19 protein-coding genes are annotated in these 25410 nt (G+C 73.1%); 9 read left to right on the forward strand and 10 right to left on the reverse strand.

What is annotated here, in order from left to right; all coding sequences use genetic code 11:
• Positions 1 to 333 precede the first annotated feature (333 nt).
• Genes M8C11_RS23260 through mfd form a run of 3 tightly spaced genes read right to left on the reverse strand, consistent with a single transcriptional unit; the run spans position 334 to position 5791 of the window.
• Positions 334 to 1323, reverse strand: coding sequence for a nucleoside triphosphate pyrophosphohydrolase (locus M8C11_RS23260; protein WP_252453087.1), 990 nt, complete (start codon positions 1321 to 1323; stop codon positions 334 to 336).
• Positions 1320 to 2090 carry a hypothetical protein gene (locus M8C11_RS23265; RefSeq protein ID WP_252453088.1) on the reverse strand — a complete coding sequence of 257 codons (771 nt, stop codon included), beginning with the start codon at positions 2088 to 2090 and terminating at the stop codon, positions 1320 to 1322. The genes M8C11_RS23260 and M8C11_RS23265 overlap by 4 nt, the downstream gene beginning before the upstream one ends.
• A gap of 47 nt (positions 2091 to 2137) precedes the next feature.
• Entirely contained in the window at positions 2138 to 5791 is a 3654-nt protein-coding gene (gene mfd, locus M8C11_RS23270) for a transcription-repair coupling factor (protein WP_252453090.1), read from the reverse strand.
• A 155-nt stretch (positions 5792 to 5946) separates the two neighbouring features.
• Between mfd and M8C11_RS23275 the strand changes: the two genes are divergently transcribed.
• Entirely contained in the window at positions 5947 to 6855 is a 909-nt protein-coding gene (locus M8C11_RS23275) for a cyclase family protein (RefSeq protein ID WP_252453092.1), read from the forward strand.
• Positions 6856 to 6948: 93 nt separating this feature from the next.
• Here the strand turns inward: M8C11_RS23275 and M8C11_RS23280 are convergent, their stop codons facing one another.
• Positions 6949 to 7989: a S66 peptidase family protein gene (locus tag M8C11_RS23280; protein WP_252453095.1), complete on the reverse strand. Its 1041-nt coding sequence runs from the start codon at positions 7987 to 7989 to the stop codon at positions 6949 to 6951.
• A gap of 84 nt (positions 7990 to 8073) precedes the next feature.
• Here M8C11_RS23280 and M8C11_RS23285 point away from each other — a divergent pair, with 84 nt between their 5' ends.
• Positions 8074 to 9102, forward strand: a complete 1029-nt coding sequence (locus M8C11_RS23285; protein ID WP_252453098.1) for a hypothetical protein — start codon at positions 8074 to 8076, stop codon at positions 9100 to 9102.
• Positions 9103 to 9225: 123 nt separating this feature from the next.
• Positions 9226 to 12012, forward strand: a complete 2787-nt coding sequence (ppc, locus tag M8C11_RS23290; RefSeq protein WP_252453101.1) for a phosphoenolpyruvate carboxylase — start codon at positions 9226 to 9228, stop codon at positions 12010 to 12012.
• 51 nt (positions 12013 to 12063) lie between these two features.
• On the opposite strand, the gene M8C11_RS23295 is transcribed toward ppc, so the two are convergent.
• A complete protein-coding gene (locus M8C11_RS23295) occupies positions 12064 to 12870 on the reverse strand; it encodes a hypothetical protein (RefSeq protein ID WP_252453104.1) in 807 nt (268 codons plus the stop codon).
• 54 nt (positions 12871 to 12924) lie between these two features.
• Between M8C11_RS23295 and M8C11_RS23300 the strand changes: the two genes are divergently transcribed.
• Positions 12925 to 14103, forward strand: coding sequence for a DNA recombination protein RmuC (locus M8C11_RS23300; RefSeq protein WP_252453107.1), 1179 nt, complete (start codon positions 12925 to 12927; stop codon positions 14101 to 14103).
• Between the two features lie 149 nt (positions 14104 to 14252).
• Entirely contained in the window at positions 14253 to 17543 is a 3291-nt protein-coding gene (locus M8C11_RS23305; protein WP_252453110.1) for a S8 family serine peptidase, read from the forward strand.
• Positions 17544 to 17604: 61 nt separating this feature from the next.
• Here the strand turns inward: M8C11_RS23305 and M8C11_RS23310 are convergent, their stop codons facing one another.
• Both M8C11_RS23310 and M8C11_RS23315 read right to left on the reverse strand, forming a co-directional pair.
• Positions 17605 to 18015 carry a hypothetical protein gene (locus M8C11_RS23310; RefSeq protein ID WP_120571613.1) on the reverse strand — a complete coding sequence of 137 codons (411 nt, stop codon included), beginning with the start codon at positions 18013 to 18015 and terminating at the stop codon, positions 17605 to 17607.
• 38 nt (positions 18016 to 18053) lie between these two features.
• A complete protein-coding gene (locus M8C11_RS23315) occupies positions 18054 to 19043 on the reverse strand; it encodes a 4-hydroxy-3-methylbut-2-enyl diphosphate reductase (protein WP_199733183.1) in 990 nt (329 codons plus the stop codon).
• A gap of 87 nt (positions 19044 to 19130) precedes the next feature.
• Between M8C11_RS23315 and xseA the strand changes: the two genes are divergently transcribed.
• Positions 19131 to 20369, forward strand: coding sequence for an exodeoxyribonuclease VII large subunit (gene xseA, locus M8C11_RS23320; protein ID WP_252453112.1), 1239 nt, complete (start codon positions 19131 to 19133; stop codon positions 20367 to 20369).
• A 13-nt stretch (positions 20370 to 20382) separates the two neighbouring features.
• Positions 20383 to 20595 (forward strand): exodeoxyribonuclease VII small subunit, encoded by a 213-nt coding sequence (locus M8C11_RS23325; RefSeq protein WP_120571616.1) that lies wholly within the window; start codon positions 20383 to 20385, stop codon positions 20593 to 20595.
• Between the two features lie 40 nt (positions 20596 to 20635).
• Here M8C11_RS23325 and M8C11_RS23330 read toward each other — a convergent pair whose 3' ends face one another.
• Positions 20636 to 21475, reverse strand: coding sequence for a hypothetical protein (locus M8C11_RS23330; RefSeq protein WP_120571617.1), 840 nt, complete (start codon positions 21473 to 21475; stop codon positions 20636 to 20638).
• Positions 21476 to 21567: 92 nt separating this feature from the next.
• On the reverse strand, positions 21568 to 22257 hold the full coding sequence (locus M8C11_RS23335) for a DUF4245 domain-containing protein (RefSeq protein WP_252453114.1): 690 nt from the start codon (positions 22255 to 22257) through the stop codon (positions 21568 to 21570).
• Positions 22258 to 22404: 147 nt separating this feature from the next.
• On the opposite strand from M8C11_RS23335, the gene glpX reads away from it, so the two are divergent.
• Together glpX and M8C11_RS23345 are read left to right on the forward strand one after the other, a co-directional pair.
• Positions 22405 to 23436: a class II fructose-bisphosphatase gene (gene glpX, locus M8C11_RS23340; protein ID WP_252453116.1), complete on the forward strand. Its 1032-nt coding sequence runs from the start codon at positions 22405 to 22407 to the stop codon at positions 23434 to 23436.
• Complete coding sequence (locus M8C11_RS23345) at positions 23433 to 24413, forward strand: DMT family transporter (protein ID WP_374668978.1); 981 nt, start codon at positions 23433 to 23435, stop codon at positions 24411 to 24413. Before glpX ends, M8C11_RS23345 begins: the two co-directional genes overlap by 4 nt.
• Here M8C11_RS23345 and M8C11_RS23350 read toward each other — a convergent pair.
• Positions 24410 to 25348, reverse strand: coding sequence for an NAD-dependent epimerase/dehydratase family protein (locus M8C11_RS23350; RefSeq protein WP_252453118.1), 939 nt, complete (start codon positions 25346 to 25348; stop codon positions 24410 to 24412). The genes M8C11_RS23345 and M8C11_RS23350 overlap by 4 nt on opposite strands.
• Positions 25349 to 25410: the final 62 nt, after the last annotated feature.

The raw sequence follows: 25410 nt of genomic DNA on the forward strand, positions 1-25410 counted from the left end.
TACCCCCTCCGCGTTGATCAAGGAGTTTGTGTCCTCGTCAGCGTCCAATCCCGACACAAACTCCTTGATCACCGCCCGGAGTCGCCTGGAGGCGCGTGTCTCGACCGGGCCACCCCGTCCAGGACGGCGGGCGAGCACCACGGCCCGGGCAGGCCGGAATGTGGACTACACGTCTCGCGTGCCGGGAGGCGGGGCGGCCATCTGCGGCGATCTTGCACTTTGTGCCCGGGCAGAGGGGGCATTCGCGACACCCACGGGGCAGCAAGTGCAAGATCGCGGGCCGGGGTGGGCGCAGGCGGGCCCGGGGCGGGGCCGAGGGCGAGGGGGCTTGGGTCAGGCGGGGTCGGTCGGGGTGGTGCGTTCGGCGGCTCGGACCGCTTCGGCGTACGCCAAGGTGGCCCGCCGCAACGCGGCCTCGGGGTCGATGCCGGCCTGACGGGCGGCGGCGACGGTGGCCAGCAGGCTCGCGCCGAGCCGGGCCTCCGGGTCCACCTGCGACTCGGCCAGCGGCGGCGGTACGGCGAGGCCGACCCGGCCGGCCCGGTCCAGGATCTTCGCGGCCAGCGAGAGCGCGGGCTGGCTCAGCGCGATGCCGTCCAGCACCGATTCGCGCGTCTTCTCGGCCCGCTTGATGCGCTCCCAGTTCGCCTCGATCTCCTCGATCGAGCCGGCCGGCTCGCCGGAGAACACGTGCGGGTTGCGCCGCACCATCTTGTCGACCAGCGTGCCCGCGACGTCGTCGACGGTCCAGCTCTTGCCCTCCGGCAGGTTCTCCGCCAGCCGGGCGTGCAGCAGCACCTGGAGCAGCACGTCGCCCAGTTCCTCGCGGAGCGCGTCGGTGTCGTCGGCGCTGATCGCGTCGTACGCCTCGTAGCACTCCTCCAGCAGGAACCCGGCCAGGGTGCGGTGGGTCTGCGCCCGCTTCCACGGATCGCCTCCCGGGGAGGCCAGCCGGTCCATCACCTCGACCGCGTCGAGCAGCCGGGCGCCGGGCGGATCCCACGAGCCGTACATCAGCTCCAGTTCGGCCAGGCCGGGCTCGCGCGCCAGCCGTAGCCCCAGCTCACGGGCCAGCGTCTCGTCGCCGGCCGGGCCGGCCAGCCACACCGCGCCGCCCCGCGCGGCGGCGGCGTCGAGCAGCGCCTGGGTCGCACCCTCGGTCACCACGCTGACGTCGGCGCCGGCTGTCCGGACCGCGCGGGTCAGCTCGCTCTCCGCACCGGCGAGGACCGGCGCGGAGCGTACGGCGTCCCAGGCGGCCGAGGTCAGCAGACCGGCGGGCAGCCGGGGTGAGGTGACGAGCAGGACGATCCGGGCGGTCATACGGCTCCGGGAGCCGGGGAGCCGGAGGCCGGCGCCTCCGGCGTCGAGATGTCGGTGACCGGGCCGTCCTGGTCGACGTACGGCAGGGAGTAGAAGACGAACGACTGGCCGGTGTTGACCAGCGACGGCACGCCCGTCACGCCGAACCGCGGGTTGACGCGGACGTCCGACTTCTCGGCCTGCTCCTGCAGCGCGCTGCTGAGCGCGGTGGCGGTGCGGACGAACCCGGCCTCGCCGAACGCCTGCCGGACCTGGTCGACGCTCAGGCCCGGCTGGATCGCCCCGGTCTTCTCCAAGGCGTGGTAGACGGCCATCAGGGACTCGTCGCTGAGGTCGGCCGGGGGCAGGCTCTGCTGGAGCGTGCCGGAGAGGTCGACCCACTCGCCCCACAGCTTCGTGTACTCGGTGGTCGCCGGCATGCGGAGCGCCTGCTGGATCTGCTCCGGGGAGATCTGGTCGGTGACCTGGAGGCCCTTGTCGGCCGCCACGCGCTTGCCCAGGTCGATCGCGACCAGCAGGTTCAGCACGTCCTGCCGGGTCACCGAGGACCGCAGCTCCGCCGGCGACGGCGTCTGCGGGGACTGGCTACGGACGGCGTCCGCGTACTGCCGCTGCGCGTCCTCGTAGATCGCGTCGACCCGGTCGACGGAGTACCGGCTGTCGCCGACGTACGCGGCGACGTCCGGGGCGGAGCGGCCACAGGCGGCGAGAGAGAGCGCGGCAAGGGCCGCGACGCTGACGGCGACGAGGGAACGGCGAGCACGCATGAGGGTCACTCTCTCACGGCGAGTACGGACCTGTGACTCCGCCCACCTCATCGCGCACCCGCCGCCGACCGGGCGACACCGGCGAACTCCTCGGGCTTGCCGAGGACGTCGGCCAGGAGCTGCCCGCACCACTCCAGCAGCGCCTGGTCGCGCAACGGCTCGCCGCCGATCCGCCGGGTGCTCGGCCGGGGCACGCTGACCTGGTCGAGTGCCTGCTTGTAGACCGAGTCCGGGTGGTAGCGCTTGAGCCGCATCTGCTTCGAGTCGGGCAGCGGCAGCGGGCCGAACCGGATGTGCTTGCCCTGCATCGACACGTCGGTGAGCCCGTAGCGGCGGGCCAGCAGCCGGAACCGGGCCACCGCGACCAGGTTCTGCACCGGCGCGGGCGGCTCGCCGTACCGGTCGGTCATCTCGGCGACCACCTCGCGCAGACGTTCCGAGTCGCGGGCCTCGGCGAGCTTGCGGTACATCTCCAGGCGCAGCCGCTCCACCGCCACGTAGTCGTGCGGCAGGTGCGCGTCGATCGGCAGATCGACCTTGACCTCGGTCTCCTCCTCGGTGCTCTCGCCCTTGAAGGCGGAGACCGCCTCGCCGACCATCCGCACGTACAGGTCGAAGCCGACGCCCTCGATGTGGCCGGACTGCTCGCCGCCGAGCAGGTTGCCGGCGCCGCGGATCTCCAGGTCCTTCATCGCCACGTACATGCCGGCGCCGAGTTCGGTGTGCTGGGCGATGGTGGCCAGCCGCTCGTGCGCGTTCTCGGTGAGCGGCTTCTCCGGCGGGTAGAGGAAGTACGCGTACGCCCGCTCCCGGCCCCGGCCGACCCGGCCGCGGATCTGGTGCAGCTGGGCCAGGCCGAGCAGGTCGGCCCGCTCCACGATGAGCGTGTTGGCGTTCGGGATGTCGATGCCGGACTCGACGATCGTGGTGCAGACGAGGACGTCGAACTCCTTCTCCCAGAAGCCGACCATCACCTTCTCCAGCGCCTCCTCGCCCATCTGGCCGTGCGCCACCGCGACGCGGGCCTCCGGCACCAGCTCCCGGAGCTTGCGGGCCGTCTTCTCGATCGACTCGACCCGGTTGTGCAGGTAGAAGACCTGACCGTCGCGCAGCAGCTCACGGTGGATGGACGCGGCCACCTGCCGGTCGTCGTACGCGCCGACGAACGTGAGCACCGGGTGCCGCTCCTCCGGCGGCGTGGCGATGGTGGACATCTCCCGGATGCCGGTGATCGCCATCTCCAGCGTGCGCGGGATCGGGGTGGCCGACATGGCGAGCACGTCGACCGAGGCGCGCAGCGTCTTCAGGTGCTCCTTGTGCTCGACGCCGAACCGCTGCTCCTCGTCGATGATCACCAGGCCCAACTGCTTGAACCGGGTGGACGCCTGGAGCAGCCGGTGGGTGCCGATGACGATGTCGACGGTGCCGGCGGCGACCATCTCCAGCGTCTGCTCGGTCTCCTTCGGCGTCTGGAACCGGGACAGCTGCCGGATCGACACCGGGAACTGGCTCATCCGCTCGGCGAACGTGTTGTAGTGCTGCTGCACCAGCAGCGTGGTGGGCACCAGCACGGCCACCTGCTTGCCGTCCTGCACCGCCTTGAACGCCGCCCGTACCGCGATCTCGGTCTTGCCGTAGCCGACGTCGCCGCAGATCAGCCGGTCCATCGGGACGGTCTGCTCCATGTCCCGCTTGACCTCCTCGATGGCGGCCATCTGGTCGGGTGTCTCCTGCCAGGGGAACGCGTCCTCCAGCTCCCGCTGCCACGGGGTGTCGGGGCCGAAGTTGTGCCCCTTGGACGCCTTGCGGGCGGCGTAGAGCTGGATGAGCTGCGCGGCGATCTCGCGGACCGCCTTGCGGGCCCGGGCCTTGGACTTCTGCCAGTCCGAGCCGCCCATCTTGTGCAGCGTGGGCTGCTCGCCGCCGACGTAGCGGGAGAGCTGGTCGAGCTGGTCGGTGGGGACGAACAGGCGGTCGCCGGGCTGGCCGCGCTTGCTCGGCGCGTACTCGATGACCAGGTATTCGCGGCTGGCGCCGTTGACTGTGCGCTGCACCAGCTCGACGTACCGGCCGATGCCGTGCTGCTCGTGCACCACGAAGTCGCCGGCCTTCAGCTCCAGCGGGTCGATGGTGTTGCGCCGCCGGCTGGGCATCTTGCGCATGTCGCGGGTGGAGGTGCCCCGGCCGCCGGTGACGTCGTTGCCGGTGAGCAGCACGAACTTCGACGCCTCGTCGACGAACCCGGCGGTCAGGCAGCCGCAGGACACGAGCAGCTCGCCGGGTGCGGGCGCGGTGGGCACCTCTTCGGTGAGCCGGGCGCCGAGACCGGCGTCGCGCAGCACCTCGACGGCCCGCTGGGCGGGGCCGTGCCCCTCGAACACGAGCGCGATCGACCAGCCCTCGCCGGCCCAGCGCTTGAGGTCGTCGACCACCCGTGCGGTTTCGCCGTGGTAGAGCGGGGCCGGCTGGGCGGCGAGGCTCACCGCGATGGCGTCGTCGGGGGTGACGTCGACAGCGGCCGGCTCGTCCTCCCAGGGCTGCCGGGCCGGTGCCGCGTCGGCCTCGACCAGGCCGAACGGGGCGAGCGTCCACCAGGGCTGGCGCAGGGCGCGGGCCGCCGTGCGTACCTCGGCCAGGGTCTTGAAGGCGGCGGCGCCGAGGTCGACCGGGGCCTGGCCGCCGACGGCGGCCGCGGCCCAGCTGGCCTGGAGGAACTCCTCCGAGGTACGGACCAGGTCGTGCGCGCGGGTGCGGATGCGCTCGGGGTCGCAGAGGAGGACGTGGGTGCCGGCCGGCATGCAGTCGACGAGCAGTTCCAGCGCGTCGGCGCCGATCAGCGCGGGGGCGAGGGACTCCATGCCCTCGACCGGGATGCCCTCGGCCAGCTTGTCCAGGATCTCGGCCAGCTCGGGGTGCTCGGCGGCGAGCGCGGCGGCCCGCTCCCGCACCGCCGGGGTCAGCAGCAGCTCCCGGCACGGCGGCGCCCAGAGCTGCGCGACGCCCTCGATGGTGCGCTGGTCGGCGACCGCGAACGTGCGGATCTCCTCCACCTCGTCGCCCCAGAACTCGACCCGGGACGGGTGCTCGTCGGTGGGCGGGAAGACGTCGAGGATGCCGCCGCGTACGGCGAACTCGCCGCGCTTGGTGACCAGGTCGACCCGGGCGTACGCCATGTCGGTGAGCCGGCGGGCGACCTCCTCCAGGTCGGCCTCGTCCCCGGCGGCGAGCTGCACCGGCTCCAGGTCGCCGAGACCCTTGAGCTGCGGCTGGAGCAGCGAGCGGACCGGCGCGACGACGACCCGCAGCGGCCCGGTGCGGCCGTGCGCGTCGGCGGCGTCCGGGTGGGCGAGCCGGCGCAGCACGGCGAGGCGCCGCCCGACCGTGTCGGAGCGGGGCGACAGGCGCTCGTGCGGCAGCGTCTCCCAGGAGGGGAAGACCGCCACCTGCTCCGGCGGCAGCAGGCTGCCCAGCGCGGAGGCCAGGTCGTCGGCTTCGCGGGTGGTGGCGGTGACCGCGAGCACGGGGCGGCCCGCGCCGCCGGCCGGCTCGTCGGCGGCGACCGCTGCCACCGCGAACGGGCGCAGCGCGGCCGGGGCGGTCAGGTCGAGCCCGTCGACCTGCGCGGCACCGGAGCGCGCCAGGTCACGCGCCCGGGCCAGCCCCGGGTCGGCCAGGGCGGCGGAGAAGAGTCCGGTGAGCATCAGTGATCACTTCCAGCGGCTCGACACACGACGACGACCCCGCGTCCAGCCGGACGGGGGGTGCACCGTTCGAGCCTATCCCCCTCCACCGACGAACCGGGTCCGCCCGATGTTGGATCTTGACCGGCCGTGACCGGGCATGGTGCGGTGGGTGGATGGTCGAGTATCGGACGGTCTTCGACGCCGAGGTGGATTTCGCAAACGGTGGCGGTCTGCGCACCGACGGGTTCCGGCTGGACGTGCCGCACCCGGACGTCACCGACGACGAGGTGGCCGCGCTGCTGGTCCGGCACCTGGGGCTGCTCATGGTCGGCGAGGTACGGATCACCAACCGGACCGTCGTCGAGGAGCCGCACAAGGGCGGGCGAGGGGTGGCCGCCCCGGCCGGCGGCGGGCGGAAGCTCGTCGAACTGAGTCACGTGATCACCGACGGCCTGGTCACGCTGCCCGGCTGGCCCGGCCCGGCGATCAGCGATTGGCTGACCCGGGAGGCGTCCCGGGAGCGGTACGCGCCGGGTGTCGAGTTCCACGTCGCGCGGATCGACATGGTCGCCAACACCGGCACGTACGTGGACACGCCGTCGCACCGCTTCGCCGACGGCCCGGACCTGACCGGGGTGCCGCTGGACCGCCTCGCCGACCTGCCCGGCCTGGTGGTACGCGTGCCGGCCGGTACCCGCGCGGTGGACAAGCTGCTGCTCGCCCCGTACGACGTGGCCGGGTGCGCGGTGCTGCTGCACACCGGCTGGGACGCGCACTTCGGCACCGACGCGTACGCCGCTGCGGAGGCGCCCTATCTGACCGGTGACGGCGCGCAGTGGCTGGCCGAGGCGGGCGCGGCGCTGGTCGGCATCGACTCGATCAACATCGACGACATGACGGCGGCGGCAGCGGGTCAGCGTCCGGCGCACACCGGTCTGCTGGCCGCCGGCATCCCGATCGTGGAGCACCTGACCGGCCTGGACGCGCTGCCACCGACCGGCTTCCGGTTCACCGCCGCCCCGCCGCGGGTGGCCGGCATGGGCACGTTCCCGGTCCGCGCCTTCGCCGTCGTGGACGCCTGACCCAGCAAGATCCACACCACTTCGCCGAGGTGGCGGCATCACGGTCCCCGTGGTACCACCACCTCGCCGGACTGGCGGCGAACCCGTGCGGGGTCAGTAGCGCACCGCGATCCGGCGCTCCACCGCGTCCACCCGGATCTCGCCGCCGTACGGGATGATCAGCTGCGGGTCGGTGTGGCCAAGGTCGACGTCGAAGACCACCACCGGGTCGTCGGTGTAGGGGCCGATCGCCCGCAGGATCGCCGCCCGCTGGTCGGCGGCCCAGGCCAGCCGCTCCGCGACCGAGTGCGGCCGGTCGAAGTCCCACGCCTTGGGGCGGCCGACCACGATCGCCGGGACGGCGGCGAGCAGACCCCGCTCACCCATGTTGCGCACGATCCGGAAGACCTCCTGCGCGGACGGCAGCTCGTTCGACGTCTCCAGCACCAGCACCGACCCGGCCAGCTCGGCGGCGGACGGAACGCGGTCGGTCGCCATCAGCCAGTGCACGATCTCCAGGCACCCGCCCCACGTCCGGCCCTGCACCACCCGGGCCGGGCCGTGCCAGCGCCAGCCCTCGGACGGGTACATCGGCGGTTCCTCGGCGAGCATGGCCGGGTCGCGCCAGTCGCGTGGCTCGTCGCCCCACTCGGGGGCGGCGGCCAGCTCGTACCAGCCGGAGGTGAACAGCGCGGCGCGCAGCGAGTCGCGCGTGAGCGGGTGCGGCTTGCCGGAGCGCCCGAGGTGCACCAGCACCGAGCCGCCGTGGTAGCCGACGACACCCAGCCGGTACAGGTGGTTGAGCACGTTGGTGTTGTCCGAGAAGCCGAAGTACGGCTTCGGGTTGGCCCGCAGCACGTCGTCGTCCAGGTACGGCGTGACGGTGATCAGGTCGTCCCCGCCGACCGTGGCCAGCACGGCGGTGATCGTCGGGTCGGCGAACGCGGCGGTCAGGTCACGTGCCCGGTCGCGCGGGTCGGCGCCCATGACCCGGGTGGTCGGATACTCCACCGGTTCCAGCCCCAGCTCGTCGCGGAGCCGGCGCAGCCCCAGCTCGTACACGTGGGGGAAGAGACCCGGCAGGCCGGCGGAGGGCGAGACGACCGCGACGCGGTCGCCCGGCTGCGGTTTAGCGGGATAGACAGGCACCTGCATGAGCCGACGCTATCGGCCGGGACCAGCGGTTTTCGCCCGACGAAACCGCACGAGCCGGGCATATGCCCGCAATAGGCTGTGGCCGTGGACGACGAGCCGGAGCTGCGTACCCGGGACTGGCTGCCCCGCACGGCGGCGCTGATCCTCGGCACCCTGGCGCTGGCCAGCGCGTTCATCGCCGCCTACGTCGGCGCGCTGCACAAGCCGGACCCGCGCGACGTGCCGGTCGCCGTCGTCACGAGCGACCAACAGGCGCAGGCCGTGATGTCCGCCGTCCGCGCCCGCACCGACACGATCAAACCGATCGGGTACGACAGCCGCGGCGCCGCCCAGGACGGCCTCACCGACCGGTCGGTGTACGCGGTGCTCAGCTCCGCCCCGGACGGCGGCCTGACGCTCGCCACCGCCAGCGCCGGCGCGCCCGCCGCCACCGAACTCGTCACCGACGTGTTCACCGAGGCGGCCCGACAGGCCGGGGTGCCGCTCCAGGTCAGCGACGACGTGCCGGTCTCCGCCGACGACCCGCGCGGCCTGGTCCCGTTCTACCTGGCCGTCGGCGTGGTGCTCGGCGGCTACCTGGCGTCCACGGCGCTCGGCATCTCGCTCGGCACGAGCCCGCGCGACCTGCGCCGGGCCGGGCTGCGGATCGCCACGCTCGCGGTGCACGCGATCCTGCTCGGCGTCATCGGGGCGATCCTGGTCGGACCGGTCCTCGGCGTGTTCGAAGACCGCGTGGCGACGGTAGCGGTGGTCGGGGCGCTCGCCGCGTTCGCGGCCGGGATGGTGGCCGCCGCCGTGCAGGGCTGGCTCGGGCTGCTCGGCACCGGCATCGTGATCCTGCTGCTCGTGGTGCTCGGCAACCCCGGCTCCGGCGGCATCTACGCGCCCGAGTTCCTGCCGCCGTTCCTGCGCGGGATGCACCGCTGGAACGTGCCCGGCCTGGCCACCGACCTGTTCAAGTCGGCGATCTACTTCGACTGGCGTGGCGGTGGCTGGGCGCTGACCGGGCTGCTGGTCTGGGTGATCGCCGGCCTGGCCGGTCTGCTCACCGCGACCATGTTCCGCGCCCGCCGGCGACCCGCGCCGGGGCGGCACGCCGCCGATCAGGGCTGACCGGCAAACCGTCCCAGAGTGCAGATCATCACGGTGTCCCCCTCCTGTCCCCCGGGCCCACGCGGATACCATCCAGAGGAGTCGGACAGCGCTGTCCTTCGTCCTCGCGTAAGGAGCGCAACCGTGACCGACCAGCACGACCACGACGGCCCCGACGCCGCTCTCCGGGCCGACATCCGCCGCCTCGGCACGCTGCTCGGGCAGACCCTCGCCCGGCAGGAGGGCCGCCCGCTGCTCGACCTGGTCGAGGAGATCCGCGCCCAGGTCCGCTCCGACGTGCCGGCCGCCGCCCAGCGCCTCGCCGGGCTCGACGTCACCACCGGCACGAAGCTGGCCCGCGCCTTCTCCACCTACTTCCACCTGGCGAACATCACCGAGCAGGTGCACCGCGCCCGGGACCTGCGCCGCCGCCGCGCCACCCACGGCGGCTGGCTGGACCAGGCGGCCAAGATGATCGCCGAACGGGGCGTACCAGCCGAGGAGATCGCCGCCGCGGCCCGGCGGCTGGCCGTACGCCCGGTCTTCACCGCCCACCCCACCGAGGCGGCCCGCCGGTCCATCCTGTCCAAGCTGCGCGCGGTGGCCGACGAGCTGGACACCGAGACCGCCAACGCGATCCTCTACGGCGCCAGCGACGAGGGCCCGGCGAACCGCCGCCTGGCCGAACTGCTCGATCTCATGTGGCAGACCGACGAGCTGCGGCTGGACCGGCCGGACCCGACCGACGAGGCGCGCAACGCCATCTACTACCTGCGGGACCTGTACGCCGAGGCCGCGCCGCAGGTCCTCGACGACCTCGCCGACACGCTGCGCACGCTCGGCGTGGAGACGTCGCCGACGTCCCGCCCGCTGAGCTTCGGCACCTGGATCGGCGGCGACCGCGACGGCAACCCGTTCGTCACGCCGGTGGTCACCCGCGAGGTGCTGCGCATCCAGCACGAGCACGGCATCGCCGCCACCGAGAAGGCGATGGACGAGCTGATCACCGAGGTCAGCGTGTCCCGGCGGCTGCGCGCGGTGTCGCTCGACCTGTCCGCCAGCCTGGCCAAGGACCTGGACGCGCTGCCCGAGGTGGCGCCCCGGTTCCGCCGGGTCAACGCGGAGGAGCCGTACCGGCTCAAGGCGCGGTGCGTGAAGGCGAAGCTCGCCAACACCCGGGAGCGGCTGCGCACCGGCACCCCGCACGTGCCCGGGCGGGACTACCGGGGCTCGACCGAGCTGATCGCCGACCTGGAACTGCTGCGCGCGTCGCTGGCCCGCAACTCCGGCCAGCTCACCGCCGTGGGCCGGCTCGCCTCGGCCATCCGTACGGTGTCCGCGTTCGGCCTGCACCTGGCCACCATGGACATCCGGGAGCACGCGGAAAAGCACCACGAGGTGCTGGCCCAGCTCTACGAGGCGGTCGGCGAGGTCTCCGACTACCCGGCGCTGTCCCGGCTGGAACGCACCAAGCTGCTCGCCGACGAGCTGACCGGCCGCCGTCCGCTCTCCACCCAGGACAGCCCGCTCACCGAGTCGGCCCGCAAGACGTTCGACGTGTTCGCGGCCATCCGCGAGGCGCAGGACCGGTTCGGCCCCGAGGTCATCGAGTCGTACATCATCTCGATGACGCTCGGCGTGGACGACGTGCTGGCCGCCGTGGTGCTGGCCCGCGAGGCCGGCCTGGTGGACGTGCACTCCGGGCGCGCCCGCATCGGCATCGTGCCGCTGCTGGAGACCCCGGCCGAGCTGAACGCCGGTGGCGAGCTGCTGGACGAGCTGCTGTCGCTGCCCGCGTACCGGGCGCTCGTCGCGGCCCGGGGCGACGTGCAGGAGGTGATGCTCGGCTACTCCGACTCCAACAAGGAGGCGGGCATCACCACCAGCCAGTGGTCGATCCACCGGGCGCAGCGCGCGCTGCGGGACGTGGCCGCGCGGCACGGCGTGCACCTGCGGTTGTTCCACGGCCGGGGCGGCACCGTCGGCCGGGGTGGCGGCCCCACGCACGACGCGATCCTGGCCCAGCCGTACGGCACGCTCGACGGCGCGATCAAGGTGACCGAGCAGGGCGAGGTCATCTCCGACAAGTACACGCTGCCGGCGCTGGCCCGGGAGAACCTGGAGCTGACGGTGGCCGCGGTGCTCCAGGCCACGCTGCTGCACACCGCTCCCCGCCAGCCGGCCGAGATGCTGGAGCGCTGGGACGCGGCGATGGACGTGGTGTCGGAGTCCGCGTTCCGGTCGTACCGGTCGCTGGTCGAGGACCCGGACCTGCCCGCGTACTTCTGGGCCTCCACCCCGACCGAGCTGCTCGGCGCGCTGAACATCGGCTCCCGGCCGGCGAAGCGCCCGAACACCGGCGCGGGCCTGTCCGGCCTGCGGGCCATCCCGTGGGTGTTCGGCTGGACGCAGACCCGGCAGATCGTGCCGGGCTGGTTCGGCGTGGGCTCCGGGCTGGCCGCCGCGCGGGCGGCCGGGCTGGCCGACGTGCTCGCCGAGATGAACCGGAACTGGCACTTCTTCCGCACGTTCCTGTCGAACGTCGAGATGATGCTGACCAAGACCGACCTGACCATCGCCCGGCGGTACGTCGAGACGCTGGTGCCGAAGAAGCTGCACCCGATCTTCGACAAGATCGAGCAGGAGTACGAGCTGACCAAGCAGGAGGTGCTGGCGGTCACCGCGTCACCGGCGCTGCTGGACAACTCGCCGGTGCTCCAGCGCACGCTCGCCGTGCGGGACACCTACCTGGAGCCGCTGCACCACCTCCAGGTGGCGTTGCTGCGGCAGTACCGCGAATCCGGCGCCGCCGGGCGGGCGGTGGTGACCGCGCCGGGCGGGCGGCGTGCCCCGAACGACGGTACGGCGCTGGAGCGGGCGCTGCTGACCACCGTCAACGGCATCGCCGCCGGCATGCGCAACACCGGCTGATTTCCCCCCGGCGGGGCCCTCGTGTGAGCGGGGGCCCCGCCGGGCGGCCGGCTAGAAGTCGCCGCCGCCGAAGTCACCGCCGAAGTCGCCGCCACCGAAGCCGCCGCCGAAGTCACCGCCGCCGCCGAAGTCCCCGCCGCCGCCGAAGTCCCCGCCGCCGGCGTAGTCACCGCCGCCGCCCATGTCGCCGCCCTGGTCGCCGAAGTCCTGGCCGTCGCCGAGGCCCTCCTGGTAACCGGCGTCGTACCCGGGGTCGGCGAACGCGGGCGAGAACAGCGCGTCCGCGATCAGGAGGCCGCCGACCACGCCGACGCCCGCGCCGAGCGCGGTCTTCCACCACGGCGTGGAGTACCAGCCGGCCGGCACCGGCCGCCCCTGGAACCGGCCACCCGGGTAGTAGTAGGGCGTGGCGTTGCCCGGCTGCGGGCCGGCCCGGAACGTCTGCCCCTGCACGTCGACCTCGCGCTCCTTGGTGAGCGCGCCGGCGCCCTGGGCGGCGGCGAGCGGAGGCAGCTCCGGGCCCGGGTCGATGCCCATCGCGGTCCGCGCCGCCCGGATGTACGCCAGCCCTTCCAGCGCGGTCTCCCGGGCCAGCCCGAACTGGCGCGGCGTGGTCGCCTGCTCCAGCTGCGAACCGGCCGCGTTGTACCGCTCACCGGCGTCGGCGAGCGCCTGCCGGACCGCCGGGGCGTCGCCGTGCAGGTTCATCAGCTGGCCGCCGAGCCGCTCGTACCACCGCTGCGCCTCGGCGCGGGCGTCGGCCAGCTCGTTCGACCGACGTGCTCTGCTGCCCCTCCGCCAGAGCACGAACGCCCCTCCGAGCAGCAGGATCAGGACCAGCCACAACGCGAACTCCATGACTCGAACGTACCCACCGGGCGCTCGTCGTACCCGTTTGGCAAGCTCTTGGCCATGAGCTTTGCGACGCTGGCCGTGGTGGTGCTCTGTCTCGCCGCGGGCGGCGCGGTGGGCTGGCTGGCCGCCCGGGCGCGCGCCGCGGCGGACATCGCCCGCCTGGAGGCGACACTGGCCGCCACCCAGGCGGGTGAGGGCCGGCTGGAGCAGTCCATGCGGGCGCTCAGCTACGAGGCCACCGCGCAGTCCCAGGAGGCGGTGGCCCGCGCGGTCGCGCCGCTGCACGACACGCTGCGCCGCTACGAGCAGCGGGTGGCGGAGCTGGAGCGGGACCGGGTCGACGCGTACGCCGAGCTGCGCGAGCAGGTGCGGTCCATGAGCGCCGTCTCCGGCGAGCTGCGCACCGAGACCAAGCAGCTTGTCGCCGCGCTGCGCGCGCCGCAGGTGCGGGGCCGCTGGGGCGAGCACCAGCTCCGCCGGATCGTCGAGGCCGCCGGCATGCTGGAGCACTGCGACTTCAGCGAGCAGGTCACCGCCGCGACCGACCACCAGGGGGTACGCCCCGACCTGGTGGTACGCCTGCACGGCGGCCGGACGGTGGTGGTGGACGCGAAGGCGCCGTTCGACGCGTACCTGACCGCCATGGAGGCGCGCGACGAGCGCGGGCGCGACACCCACCTGGACGCGCACGCCCGGCACCTGCGTGCGCACGTGGACGGCCTGGCCGCCAAGTCCTACTGGTCGGCGTTCGACCAGACGCCCGACTTCGTGGTGCTGTTCGTGCCGGCGGACCCGTTCCTCGACGTGGCGCTGCAACGCGACCCGTCCCTGCTGGAGCACGCGTTCGCCCGCAACGTGGTGCTCGCCACGCCGGCCACGCTGGTGGCGCTGCTGCGCACCGTCGCCTACTCGTGGCGGCAGGAGGCGCTGGCGCGCAACGCGGCCACCGTCCACTCGCTGGCCCGCGAGCTGTACGGGCGGCTGTCCACACTGGGCGACCACGTCGGCAAGCTCGGCAGTTCGCTGAGCGGGGCGGTGACGGCGTACAACCGAGCGGTGGGGTCGCTGGAGGCGCGGGTGCTCGTGAGCGCCCGCAAGCTGGCCGAGCTGGGCGTCTCCGACGACGAGCTGGCCGCGCCGGCGCAGGTCGAGCTGGCGCCGAGGCAGCCGCAGGCACCGGAGCTGCTGGACGTGCCGTCCACATCGGCCGAGAGGTCGACGGACGTCGACGTCTAGCACGCCGCACGTGATGACGTAGACCGATTCTTGTCACGGACTGATCACAAACCCAGGCCGGGTAGTGACACCCGCCGTCGTGACACGCAGGATCACCGTCACACGTGCCCTGCCCCTTCGAGGGCCCTGTTCTCTGGAGGAAGAGAACGTTGAGTAAACCCCGCACGCGCAGCCGGCGTCCGTCCGCCGCGCTCCTGGCCTCGGTCCTCGCGGCCGGTGCCCTGACCGTGGGAGGTGGCGCCGGTACCGCGAGCGCCGCCCCCGCCACCCAACCCTCGCAGCCGACCGCCGCGAAGGCACTGGGCGCACACGACGCCAAGCTGCTCGACGAGGCCGAGGCGAAGAACGCGCCGACCGTCACGATGATCATCGCGGCGAAGAAGGGCTCGGCCAAGAAGGTCGTCGACGGCCTGACCGGCCTCGGCGCCACCGTCAGCCAGCGGTACGACCAGATCGGCTACGTGCTGGCGAAGGTCCCCACCGCGAAGGCGCTCAAGGCCGCCACGCTGCCCGGTGTCGCCGCCGTCGACCTGGACGAGACAATCAAGCTCCCCGACCCGGCGCCCGAGGCGGCACCGAAGGGCGCGAAGACCGCCACCCAGGCCCAGGCTCTGGCCGGGCCGGGCGGGGACACCGGCGCGGTGAACCCGTACATGCCGACCAACGAGACCGGCGCGGAGGCCTTCAAGGCCGCGAACCCGCAGTGGGACGGCCGTGGCGTCACCATCGGCATCATGGACTCCGGTGTGGACCTCGACCAGCCGGCGCTCCAGACGACCACCACCGGCGAACGCAAGATCGTCGACTGGGTCACCGCCACCGACCCGCTGGAGGACGCCTCCTGGCGGCCGATGCTGACCGAGGTCAGCGGCCCGTCGTTCACCACCTCGCTGGGCACCTGGACCGCGCCGGCCGGCAACTACCGGTTCAACGTCTTCCGCGAGAACATCACCGCGAACAGCGACGCGCGGGGTGACCTCAACCGCGACGGCGACACCACCGACTTCTGGGGCGTGCTCTACAACCCCACCACCGGTGACGTGCGCGTCGACGCGAACCAGAACAACGACTTCACCGACGACGAGGTGATGCGGCCGTACAAGGAGAAGTTCCAGGTCGGTCACTTCGGCACGGACGACCCGGCCACCGCCGTACGCGAGCAGATCCCGTTCGTGGTCGAGTACCGGCGCAACGTGAACACCGCCCCGGTCGGCGGCCCCGGCCTGGTCGACTACGTCAACATCGGCATCATCGAGAGCACCCACGGCACCCACGTCGCCGGCATCACCGCCGCCAACGACATGCTGGGCAACAGCGCCTTCGACGGTGCCGCCCCGGGCGCCAAGCTGGTCTCCGCCCGCGCCTGCTCGTGGGGTGGCGGCTGCACCGCGGCGGCGCTCACCACCGGCATGGCCGACCTGGTGATCAACCGCAAGGTCGACGTGGTGAACATGTCGATCGGCGGCCTGCCCGCGCTCAACGACGGCTCGAACGCCCGCGCGGTCCTCTACAACGACCTGATCAACACGTACGGCGTGCAGCTGTTCATCTCGGCCGGCAACTCCGGTCCGGGCGTGAACACGGTCGGCGACCCGTCGGTCGCCACCGACGTGGTGAGCGTCGCGGCGAGCATCAGCAAGGACACCTGGCTGGCCAACTACGGCTCGGTGGTCCGCAAGGACAACGCGCTGTTCAACTTCTCCTCGCGCGGCCCGCGTGAGGACGGCGGCTTCAAGCCGAACATCACCGCCCCCGGCTCGGCCATCTCCACCGCGCCGACCTGGCAGCCGGGCAACCCGGTGCCGGAGGCGGGCTACCCGCTGCCCCCGGGCTACCAGATGCTCAACGGCACCTCGATGGCCGCCCCGCAGGCCACCGGCGCCGCCGCGCTGCTGCTGTCGGCCGCCAAGGCGACCGGCAAGGGCGTCACCCCGGCCGCGCTGCGCCGGGCCGTCTACACCTCGGGCCAGCCGATCACCGGCGTCCCGACGTACGCGCAGGGCTACGGCATGTTCAACGTGCCGGGCGCGTGGAGCCTGCTCGCCAAGGGCGTGCCGACCCGCACCTACACCTCCGAGGCGCCGGTCTGCACCGAGCTGTCGCCGAACCTGACCCGCTACGACCGGGCCTCCGGCACGTTCGTGCCGAACCCGAACGTCGGCACCGGCCTCTACAACCGCTGCGCCGCCGACCGTGGTGGCCAGAAGGTCAAGGAGAGCCGCCACTACGAGGTGAAGCTGACCCGTACCAGCGGCCCGAACAAGGGCATCAAGCACGAGGTCGCCTTCCGCGGCAACGACGGCACCTACAGCGCCCCCAAGGTGGTGTGGCTGCCGCTGAACAAGACCGTCACGGTCAAGGTGAAGGCCAAGCCGATGACGGCCGGCGCGCACGGCGCCATCATGACCGTCGACGACCCGGCCACCTCCGTTGTCGACTTCGAGGTCGCCACCGTCGTGATCGCCTCGAACCCGGTCGCCGCTCCGGCGTACTCGTTCTCGGCCGACGGCTCGGTCGAGCGCAACGGCTTCCGGTCGTACTTCGTGACGGTGCCGCCGGGTGCGGGCGCGCTCCAGGTCAACCTGTCCGGCATCGCCACCGGCTCGCAGACCCGGTTCATCGCCATCAACCCGTACGGCGTGCCGGTCGAGAGCACCGCCAGCACCGCCTGCTACACCAACTTCTCCGACGCCGCGGTCTGCAAGCCGCAGGAGCGGGACTACCAGAACCCGCTGCCGGGTGTGTGGGAGATCGAGGTGGAGGCGCGTCGCACCTCGCCGGCGCTGGACAACCCGTTCCGGCTCCAGGCCCGCGTGCAGGGCGTCAAGGTGGAGCCGGCCGTGGTCCAGCTCCCGTCGGTCACCGCCGGCACCCCGGCCTCGGTGAGCTGGAGCCTGACCAACACGTTCGGCCCGGTCCAGGTGACCGGCGTCGGCGGCCCGCTGGCCAGCGTCCGGACCGAGCGGCCGAGCATCACCGAGGGCGCCAGCCAGGAGTACGTGGTGGAGGTGCCCGCGGGCGCCACCTCGTTCACCGCCCGGATCGGCAACCCGTCCGACCTGAGCGCCGACCTGGACCTGACCGTGTTCCGCGGCACCACCCAGGTGGGCCAGTCGGCCGACGGTGACTCGGAGGAGGCGGTCACGCTCACCAACCCGACGCCCGGCACCTACCGGGTCGTGGTCGACGGTTACTCGATGAGCGACCCGAGCACCGCGTACGACTACCGGGACTCGTTCGCCTCCCCGGAGCTGGGCACGCTCTCCGCGCCGTCCACGCCGCTGTCGCTGGCCAACGGCGCCACCGCCACCCTCACCGGTGCGGTGACCGCCCTGTCCACCCCGGCCGCCGGCCGGGAGCTGTACGGCGACCTGGCCGTGACCACCACCGAGGGCGCGGTCGTCGGCCGCGGTTCGGTGGAGGTCGTCTCGGTCAACTGATCCGCTGACACGACGGAGCCCCGTCCCCTCTCGCAGGGGGCGGGGCTCCTTCGTGTCGTCGTCAGGCGGGGCGGGCGGACTCGACCACGAACGGGGTGCCCTGCTGGCAGGTGGTCATCATGCCCGGTTCGGGGCGGCCGGTGACCTCGACCCGGGCGCCGGCCTTGAGCACGTCGCGCGGGCCACCGACGAGCAGGTGGCCGTCGAGCAGCAGGCAGTTCGGCTCGACGCCGGCCTGGACGGTGCCGCTGATGACGGTGCCGCCGACACCCGGCGGGGTCGACGGGCCGCCCTTCCAGGAGGGGTTAGGACGGCTCGGGCCGGTGCCGGGGTCGGGCTGGCTGGTCACGGGGGCGGCTCCCGTCGTACTCGGGCTGGGGCTGGGATCGGTGGACCCGTCGCCGGGTGCGGCGCAGGCGGTCAGCGCGAGACCGGCGAGCAGTGCGACGAGCACCGTACGAGGAGTCTTCATGCTCGGTTGGACGCGGCGGGCGGCCGATCCGTTCCCGGTCAGCCGCGGGCCGCGGCGGCGGCCTTCATGTCGCGCTTGAGCTCCTGCGGCAGCGAGAACGTCAGCCGCTCGTCGGCGGTGGTGATCTCCTCGACGTCGCCGAAGCCGCGCTCGGCCAGGTGCGTGAGCACCTGCTGGACCAGTTCGTCCGGCACGCTCGCACCGGAGGTCACACCCACGGTCCGGGCGCCGGTCAGCCAGGCGTCCTCGATCTCGTGCGCGAAGTCGACCAGGTAGCCGGCGCGGGCCCCGGCGTCGAGCGCCACCTCGACCAGCCGGACCGAGTTCGAGGAGTTGCGCGAGCCGACCACGATCACCACGTCGCACTCGGGGGCGATCTCCTTGACCACGTGCTGGCGGTTGGAGGTCGCGTAGCAGATGTCGTCGCTGGGCGGCGACTGGAGCAGCGGCAGCCGCTTCTTGAGCCGGGCCACGGTCTCCAGCGTCTCGTCCACCGACAGCGTGGTCTGGGACAGCCAGACCACCTTCTCCGGGTCGCGCACGGTGACCTTGTCGACGCCGTCCGGGCCGTCGACGAGCTGGATGTGGGCGGGCGCCTCACCGGCGGTGCCGATGACCTCCTCGTGCCCCTCGTGGCCGATGAGCAGGATGTCGTAGTCCTGCGCGGCGAACCGGCGGGCCTCGTGGTGCACCTTCGTGACCAGCGGGCAGGTCGCGTCGATCGCCCGCAGTGAGCGCTGCTTGGCCTGCTCGTAGACCTCGGGGGCCACGCCGTGGGCGGAGAAGATCACGGTGGCGCCCTCCGGCACCTCCTCGTTCTCCTCCACGAAGATCGCGCCCTGGGCCTCCAGCGTGCGCACCACGTGCTTGTTGTGCACGATCTGCTTGCGCACGTAGATCGGCGCGCCGTAGAGCTTCAGCGCCTCCTCGACGGTCTGCACCGCCCGGTCCACGCCCGCGCAGTAGCCGCGGGGGTTGGCCAGGAGCACGCGCTTGCCGGTCCGGGGAGTCGTCTCAGCGTCAGTCACCCGCCCATCGTACGTGCCGCTCTCCCGCGCGGCAGCGGCCGCGAGGCGCACGCGGGCGCTGTCGGTCCCGGGCCGTAGGGTGGGCGGGTGAGCGCGGGAGAGGACGGCCGGGGGGCACCGGACGGGCGGAGCACGGCCGAGGAGCCGTGGCCGGTCCGGGTGGTCAGCCAGAAGGTCGGCGCCTGGATCGCCCGCCTGGGCTGGGTCTGGGTCGACGGTCAGGTGGCGCAGATCAGCCGCCGTCCCGGCGCGAGCACCGTCTTCCTCACGCTGCGCGACCCGTCGGCCGACCTCAGCCTGACCGTCACCACCAACCGGGACGTGCTGGACGCGGGCGCGCCGGAGCTACGTGAGGGCGCCCGGGTGGTGCTGCACGCCAAGCCCGAGTTCTACGCCGCGCGGGGCACGCTCAGCCTGCGGGCCGACGAGATCCGTCAGGTCGGTCTCGGTGAGCTGCTGGCCCGGCTGGAGAAGCTCAAGAAGCTGCTCGCCGCCGAGGGCCTGTTCGACCGGTCCCGCAAGCGGCGGCTGCCGTTCCTGCCGGGCCGGGTCGGCCTGATCACCGGCCGCGCCTCGGCGGCCGAGCGGGACGTGCTGACCAACGCCCGCCGCCGCTGGCCCGCTGTCGACTTCCGCACGATCAACGTGGCGGTGCAGGGGCCGAGCGCCGTGCCGGACATCGTGGGCGCGCTCAAGGTCCTCGACGCCGACCCGGCGGTCGACGTGATCGTCATCGCCCGGGGCGGTGGCGGCATCGAGGATCTGCTGCCCTTCTCCGACGAGGCGCTGTGCCGGGCGGTCTTCGCCTGCCGCACGCCCGTGGTCAGCGCGATCGGCCACGAGACGGACGCGCCGCTGCTCGACTACGTGGCCGACGTCCGCGCCTCCACCCCGACCGACGCGGCGAAGCGCATCGTGCCGGACCTCACCGAGGAGGTCCGGCTGATCGGCCAGGCCCGGTCCCGGCTCGAACGGGCCGTTCGTCACCTGGTCGACCGGGAGCAGCACCGGATCGACCTGCTGCGGTCCCGTCCGGTGCTGGCCCGGCCGCAGGTGATGGTCGAGCAGCGGACGGTGGACGTGTCCGCGCTGCGCGACCGCGCCGGCCGGTCCCTGGAGCACCGGCTGCGGGGCGCGACCGACGACCTGCGGCACACGCTGGCCCGGCTGCGCGCGCTGTCCCCGGCGGCCACGCTGGAGCGCGGCTACGCGATCGTGCAGCGCGCCGACGGTCACGTCGTCCGCGCGGCCTCCGAGGTGGCCAAGGGCGATCCACTGCGGGTACGCCTCGCCGAGGGCGAGCTGACCGCCACCGTCGACGGCTGAGGGAAGAGAGACGATGACCGGGACGAAGCAGGACGAACAGCTCAGCTACGAGCAGGCCCGCGCCGAGCTGGCCTCGGTGGTGGAGAAGCTGGAGGCGGGCGGCACCTCGCTGGAGGAGTCGCTGGCCCTCTGGGAGCGCGGCGAGCAGCTCGCCGGGGTGTGCCAGCGCTGGCTGGACGGCGCCCGCGCCCGCATCGACGCCGCCCGTCAGCGCGCCGAGGACTGACGGTGGGGTTCGGCGCGAGCGCCGAACCCCACCGAGGACGTCAGTTGAACAGGTTGTACAGCTCGGCGGGGGCCTCGACGACCTGGTCGGCCGAGGGCTTCTGGGCCGGCGCCGCGTTGCCGTAGTCGGTGTAGGTGATCTTCAGGTCCTGCGCGGCGCTCTGGCCTGCGGCCGGGATCTTGAGCACCATCTCGCTGAGCCGGCCCTGCGTGTCGACCTTGGCGGTGAACGGCACCGACTGGGCCTGCGCACCGAGCGCGGTGATCACGGCCGGGTCGAGCGAGCCCGCCTCGGCGGCCTTCGACACGTCGACGGTGCCCTCGTACGCACCCTCGCCGGTCTGCCGTACCTCGGTGATGCCCTGGGTGAGCACGGCGCTGCCGGCCGGGTCGAGCTTCTCGAAGTCGAAGCCCAGCGCCCGGTTGCCCTTGATCCGGTTCTGGTCGAGGTGGTGGTACTTGCCGGTGTTGAGGTTCTTCACGCCGGGGATCTGCGAGGCCGCCGTGCCGCCGAGTTCCAGCTTGACCCAGCTGTCCGGCTTGGCGTGGATCAGGTCCAGCTTCATCATCAGGTCCGACGACGGGTCGCCGATGGTCATCCGCATGTCGGCGCTCTGGCTCGGCTCGTGCACCTGCCCTTCGGCGGTGGAACCCGCGCCGGTCATGGAGAACTTGAAGTTCCCCTCGCGGATCGCGTTCGTGGAGTCGAGCAGAGCCTGCTTGGCCGCGCTGCTGGACGCCGTGGCGCTCGGTGCGACGCTGCCGGACGCGCTCGGGGTCGCGGAGGCGTCGGACGTCGTCCCGTTGCCGTTGCAGGCCGCCAGGCCGGGAATGAGCAGCGCCGCGGCGAACGCGGTGGCGCTGAAGCGTCGTATCTTCACGTCAACCTCTCCAGGTGGGTCGTCCGGGCTCGATGTCCCTTCTGTTCCCGGAAGCGGGGTTCCGCAATCCCGCCTCACCCGGAGGGAGGACGTCAGCGCAGCGACGTGGCGAGCTTGCGCAGCTCCGTCTCGCCCGCGTCACCCACCACGATCACCGTGCGGTTCGGCTCCAGCAGGACGAGCGCGTGCTCGTTGCCGCGTGCGGTGTAGCGCTGCCAGCTCAGCCCACCGGGCAGGTCGGCCGCCCCCTGCGGCTGCCCCTCGGTCAGCTCGGCCGGCAGCAGCTTCTCCGCCGGGACGTTGCTCTCCACGAGCTGCGCGCCCCGGCCCTCCGGGGTCACGTACCCGATCCGCAGCGTCGAGCCGTCCGCCTCGGTCCGGAAGCGGGCGTTGACCGTACGCCAGTCGTCGCCCAGCCCGGTCGGCTCGGCGACCGGGAAGGCGTTCGCGGAGCGGGCCTGCTCCAGCGCGGGCGCCGGGTCGACGGTGACCGGCGAGTCGCCGCCGAGGAAGCCCCGGTAGAAGGCGAGCAGCAGCGCGATCGGGACCAGCAGGATCAGCAGGGACAGCGCCATGTCCTTCGGCGACCGCTCGGACCGGCCCTTCTCCTTGCCGGCGGGCGGCGCGGGGGCGTCCGCCACGGCGGCCGGCTCGCCCCGGTCCGCGACGAGCGCGGGCTGACCCTCGGACGGGGCCGGGCCGCCGTCGGGTCGGACCGGCGGCTGTCCCTCCGGCGGGGTGGCGTCGGTCGGTGTGCGGTCGGCAGGCTGTGCGGCTTCCACCCGGCCATTGTCGCAGCCCACCGGGTGACGTGATCCTGGCCTCCTCCGCCCCGCCGGGACGGCGAACCTGAGATCGTGTGAGGATCAGCGACAAAACCGGCGGCGGTGACCGCCGGTCCCACCCCGCAACGTCGCGAGGAGGCCGCCATGACAACCACCAGTACGCGGACGCCCCAGGATCTCGACCGCAACCTCGCCCTCGATCTGGTCCGGGTCACCGAGGCCGCGGCGATGGCCGCCGGCCGCTGGGTCGGCCGGGGCGACAAGGAAGGCGGCGACGGCGCAGCAGTCGACGCCATGCGAAAGCTGATCAACTCGATTCCGATGCGCGGCGTCGTGGTGATCGGCGAGGGCGAGAAGGACAACGCCCCGATGCTGTTCAACGGCGAGGAGGTCGGCGACGGGACCGGCCCCGAGGTGGACGTGGCGGTCGACCCGATCGACGGCACCACGCTGATGAGCAAGGGCATGCCGAACGCGCTGGCGGTGCTCGCGGTGGCCGAGCGCGGGGCGATGTTCGACCCGAGCGCGGTCTTCTACATGGAGAAGCTGGCGGTCGGCCCGATGTACGCCGACGTGGTGGACATCAACGCCGGGGTGGCCGAGAACATCAACCGGATCGCCAAGGTCAAGGGCACCGACGCCGCCGAGGTGACCGTGTGCGTGCTGGACCGGTCGCGCCACGACGACCTGGTCAAGCAGATCCGGCGTACCGGCGCCGGGATCCGGTTCATCTCCGACGGCGACATCGCGGGTGCCATCGCGGCGGCCCGCGGCGAGTCGGACGTGGACGTGCTGATGGGCATCGGCGGCACCCCGGAGGGCATCACCGCCGCCTGCGCGCTCAAGTGCATGGGCGGCATGATGCAGGCCAAGCTCTGGCCGAAGGACTCCGACGAGCGCCGCAAGGCGCTGGACGCCGGGCACGACCTGGACCGGGTGCTGTTCACCGACGACCTGGTCACCGGCGACAACTGCTTCTTCGTGGCCACCGGCGTCACCTCCGGCGACCTGCTGCGCGGCGTGCGCTACCGCTCCGGCGGGGCGTACACGCAGTCGATCGTGATGCGCTCCAAGAGCGGCACGATCCGGGTGATCGACTCGTACCACCGCCTGGAGAAGCTCGCCCTCTACTCGGCTGTCGACTTCGACGGACGCCCACTGGCCGAGCAGGAGTGAGCAGAGCCGGGACGGCGGCACCACCGGCACCGCCGACGCTGTCGACCGGGCGACGTGTCGCCGGTGTCGGGTTGGCCACCGCCTCGGGCGTGATGGTCGCCGTCCAGTCCCGGATCAACGGCGAGCTGGGCGTACGCCTGGCCGACGGGATCGCCGCCGCGGTGGTCTCGTTCGGCGTGGGCCTGCTGATCCTGCTGGTGCTGGTCCCCGCCACCCCCGGTGGCCGGCGGGGACTGTCCGCCCTGCGCGGCGCGTTGCGCGCCGGCACGCTGCGCCCGTGGCAGTGCCTGGGCGGGGTGTGCGGCGCGTTCCTGGTAGCGACGCAGGGGCTGACCATCGGCGCGCTCGGCGTGGCGGTCTTCACCGTCGCGGTGGTGGCCGGGCAGTCCGGCAGCAGCCTGCTCGTCGACCGGGCCGGCATCGGCCCGGCCGGCCGGCAGCCGGTCACCCCGAACCGGCTGATCGGCGCGGTGCTCACGGTGCTCGCCGTCCTGCTGGCGGTGGGCGACCGGCTCGGTGACCCGCAGGCACTGGCGCTGGCCCTGCTGCCGCTGGCGGCGGGGGTGGGCATCGCCTGGCAGCAGGCGGTCAACGGGCGGGTCCGGGCGGCCTCGGGCAGCGCCATGACCGCCACGCTCGTGAACTTCACGGTCGGCACGGCGGCGCTGCTCGTGACGTTCGCGGTGGACCTGGCGGTACGCGGCCGGCCGGCCGGCGCGTTCCCGGACGAGCCGTGGCTCTATCTCGGCGGCCCGCTCGGCATCGTGTTCATCGCGCTGGCCGCCGCCCTCGTCCGGTTCACCGGGGTGCTCCTGCTCGGCCTGGCCACGATCGCCGGGCAGATCGTCGGCGCGGTGCTGCTGGACCTGCTGCTGCCGACCGCCGCCTCGCACCCCGGGCTGGACACGCTGCTCGGCGCGGCGCTGACCATGGTCGCCGTGCTCGTCGCCGCCTTCGGCCCGGCCCGCCGCCCCTAACGGGCGGCGGCGGGCGCTGCGGCACGCAGGCCGGTGACCATCTCGTCGACGACCCGGTCCAGCGGCGTCCCCTCGATCCCGAACGTCTCGCTCGCGGCGGTGGAGTCCATCACGAACGGCCCGGCGAACTGGTGCGCGGTCTCCCGCATCTCCCGGGCGAACGGGTCGGCCAGGCCGCCGAGCCAGAGCACCGGGTAGGGCATCCGGGTCAGCCGGGGCGCCGGCGCCCCGGCCCGCTCCGCGGCCCGGTCGGCGATCGCCCGCATCGACATCGGGGGCGCGCTCGGCACGTGCCAGGCCCGTCCCCAGGCCCGCGGGTCGGTGGCGGCGGCGACGAGGGTACGGGCGACGTCTCCCACGTACGTCCAGGTGTGCGGCGCGTCCCAGGCGACCGGCAGGAACACCCGCTGCCCGGCGAGCACCTTGGGCAGCACCATCATGGGCAGCGACTTGCCGCCGAGGCCGATGTAGTCGGAGCCGCGTACCTCGGTGATCCGGGCCCGGCCGGCGCGGTGGGCGGCCAGGGCGTCGGCCCACATCCGGTTGCGGACCCGGCCCTTGACGCCGGTGGCGGCGAGCGGGGTCGCCTCGGTCATCGGCGCGTCGACCGGGCCGTACCCGTAGAGGTTGCCGACCGTGGTGAGCACGGCGCCGCTGCGCTCGGCGGCGGTGAGCAGGGCGGCGGCGAGCGGCGGCCAGTCCGTCGGCCAGGTGTGGTACTCGGGGTTGGCGCAGTTGTAGAGCGCGTCAGCGCCCTCGCTGAGCGCGGTGAGCCGGTCCGCGTCGGCGGCGTCGCCGGCCACCCGCTCGATCGCCGGGTGTTCGGGGCCGGTGCCGCGCCGGGTGACCACCCGGACCCGCTCGCCGCGTTCGGCGAGGAGGCGGGCGGTGACGGTGCCGACGGGGCCGGCGCCGACGATCACGTGCAGTGCCATGACAGGTCCACCTTCGCTGAAGCAGTAATCCGAATCGAGAGCACCGCTCTCGCAACAGAGCA

This window comes from Micromonospora sp. CPM1 (assembly GCF_023896895.1).
Taxonomy (GTDB): Bacteria; Actinomycetota; Actinomycetes; order Mycobacteriales; family Micromonosporaceae; genus Micromonospora; species Micromonospora tulbaghiae.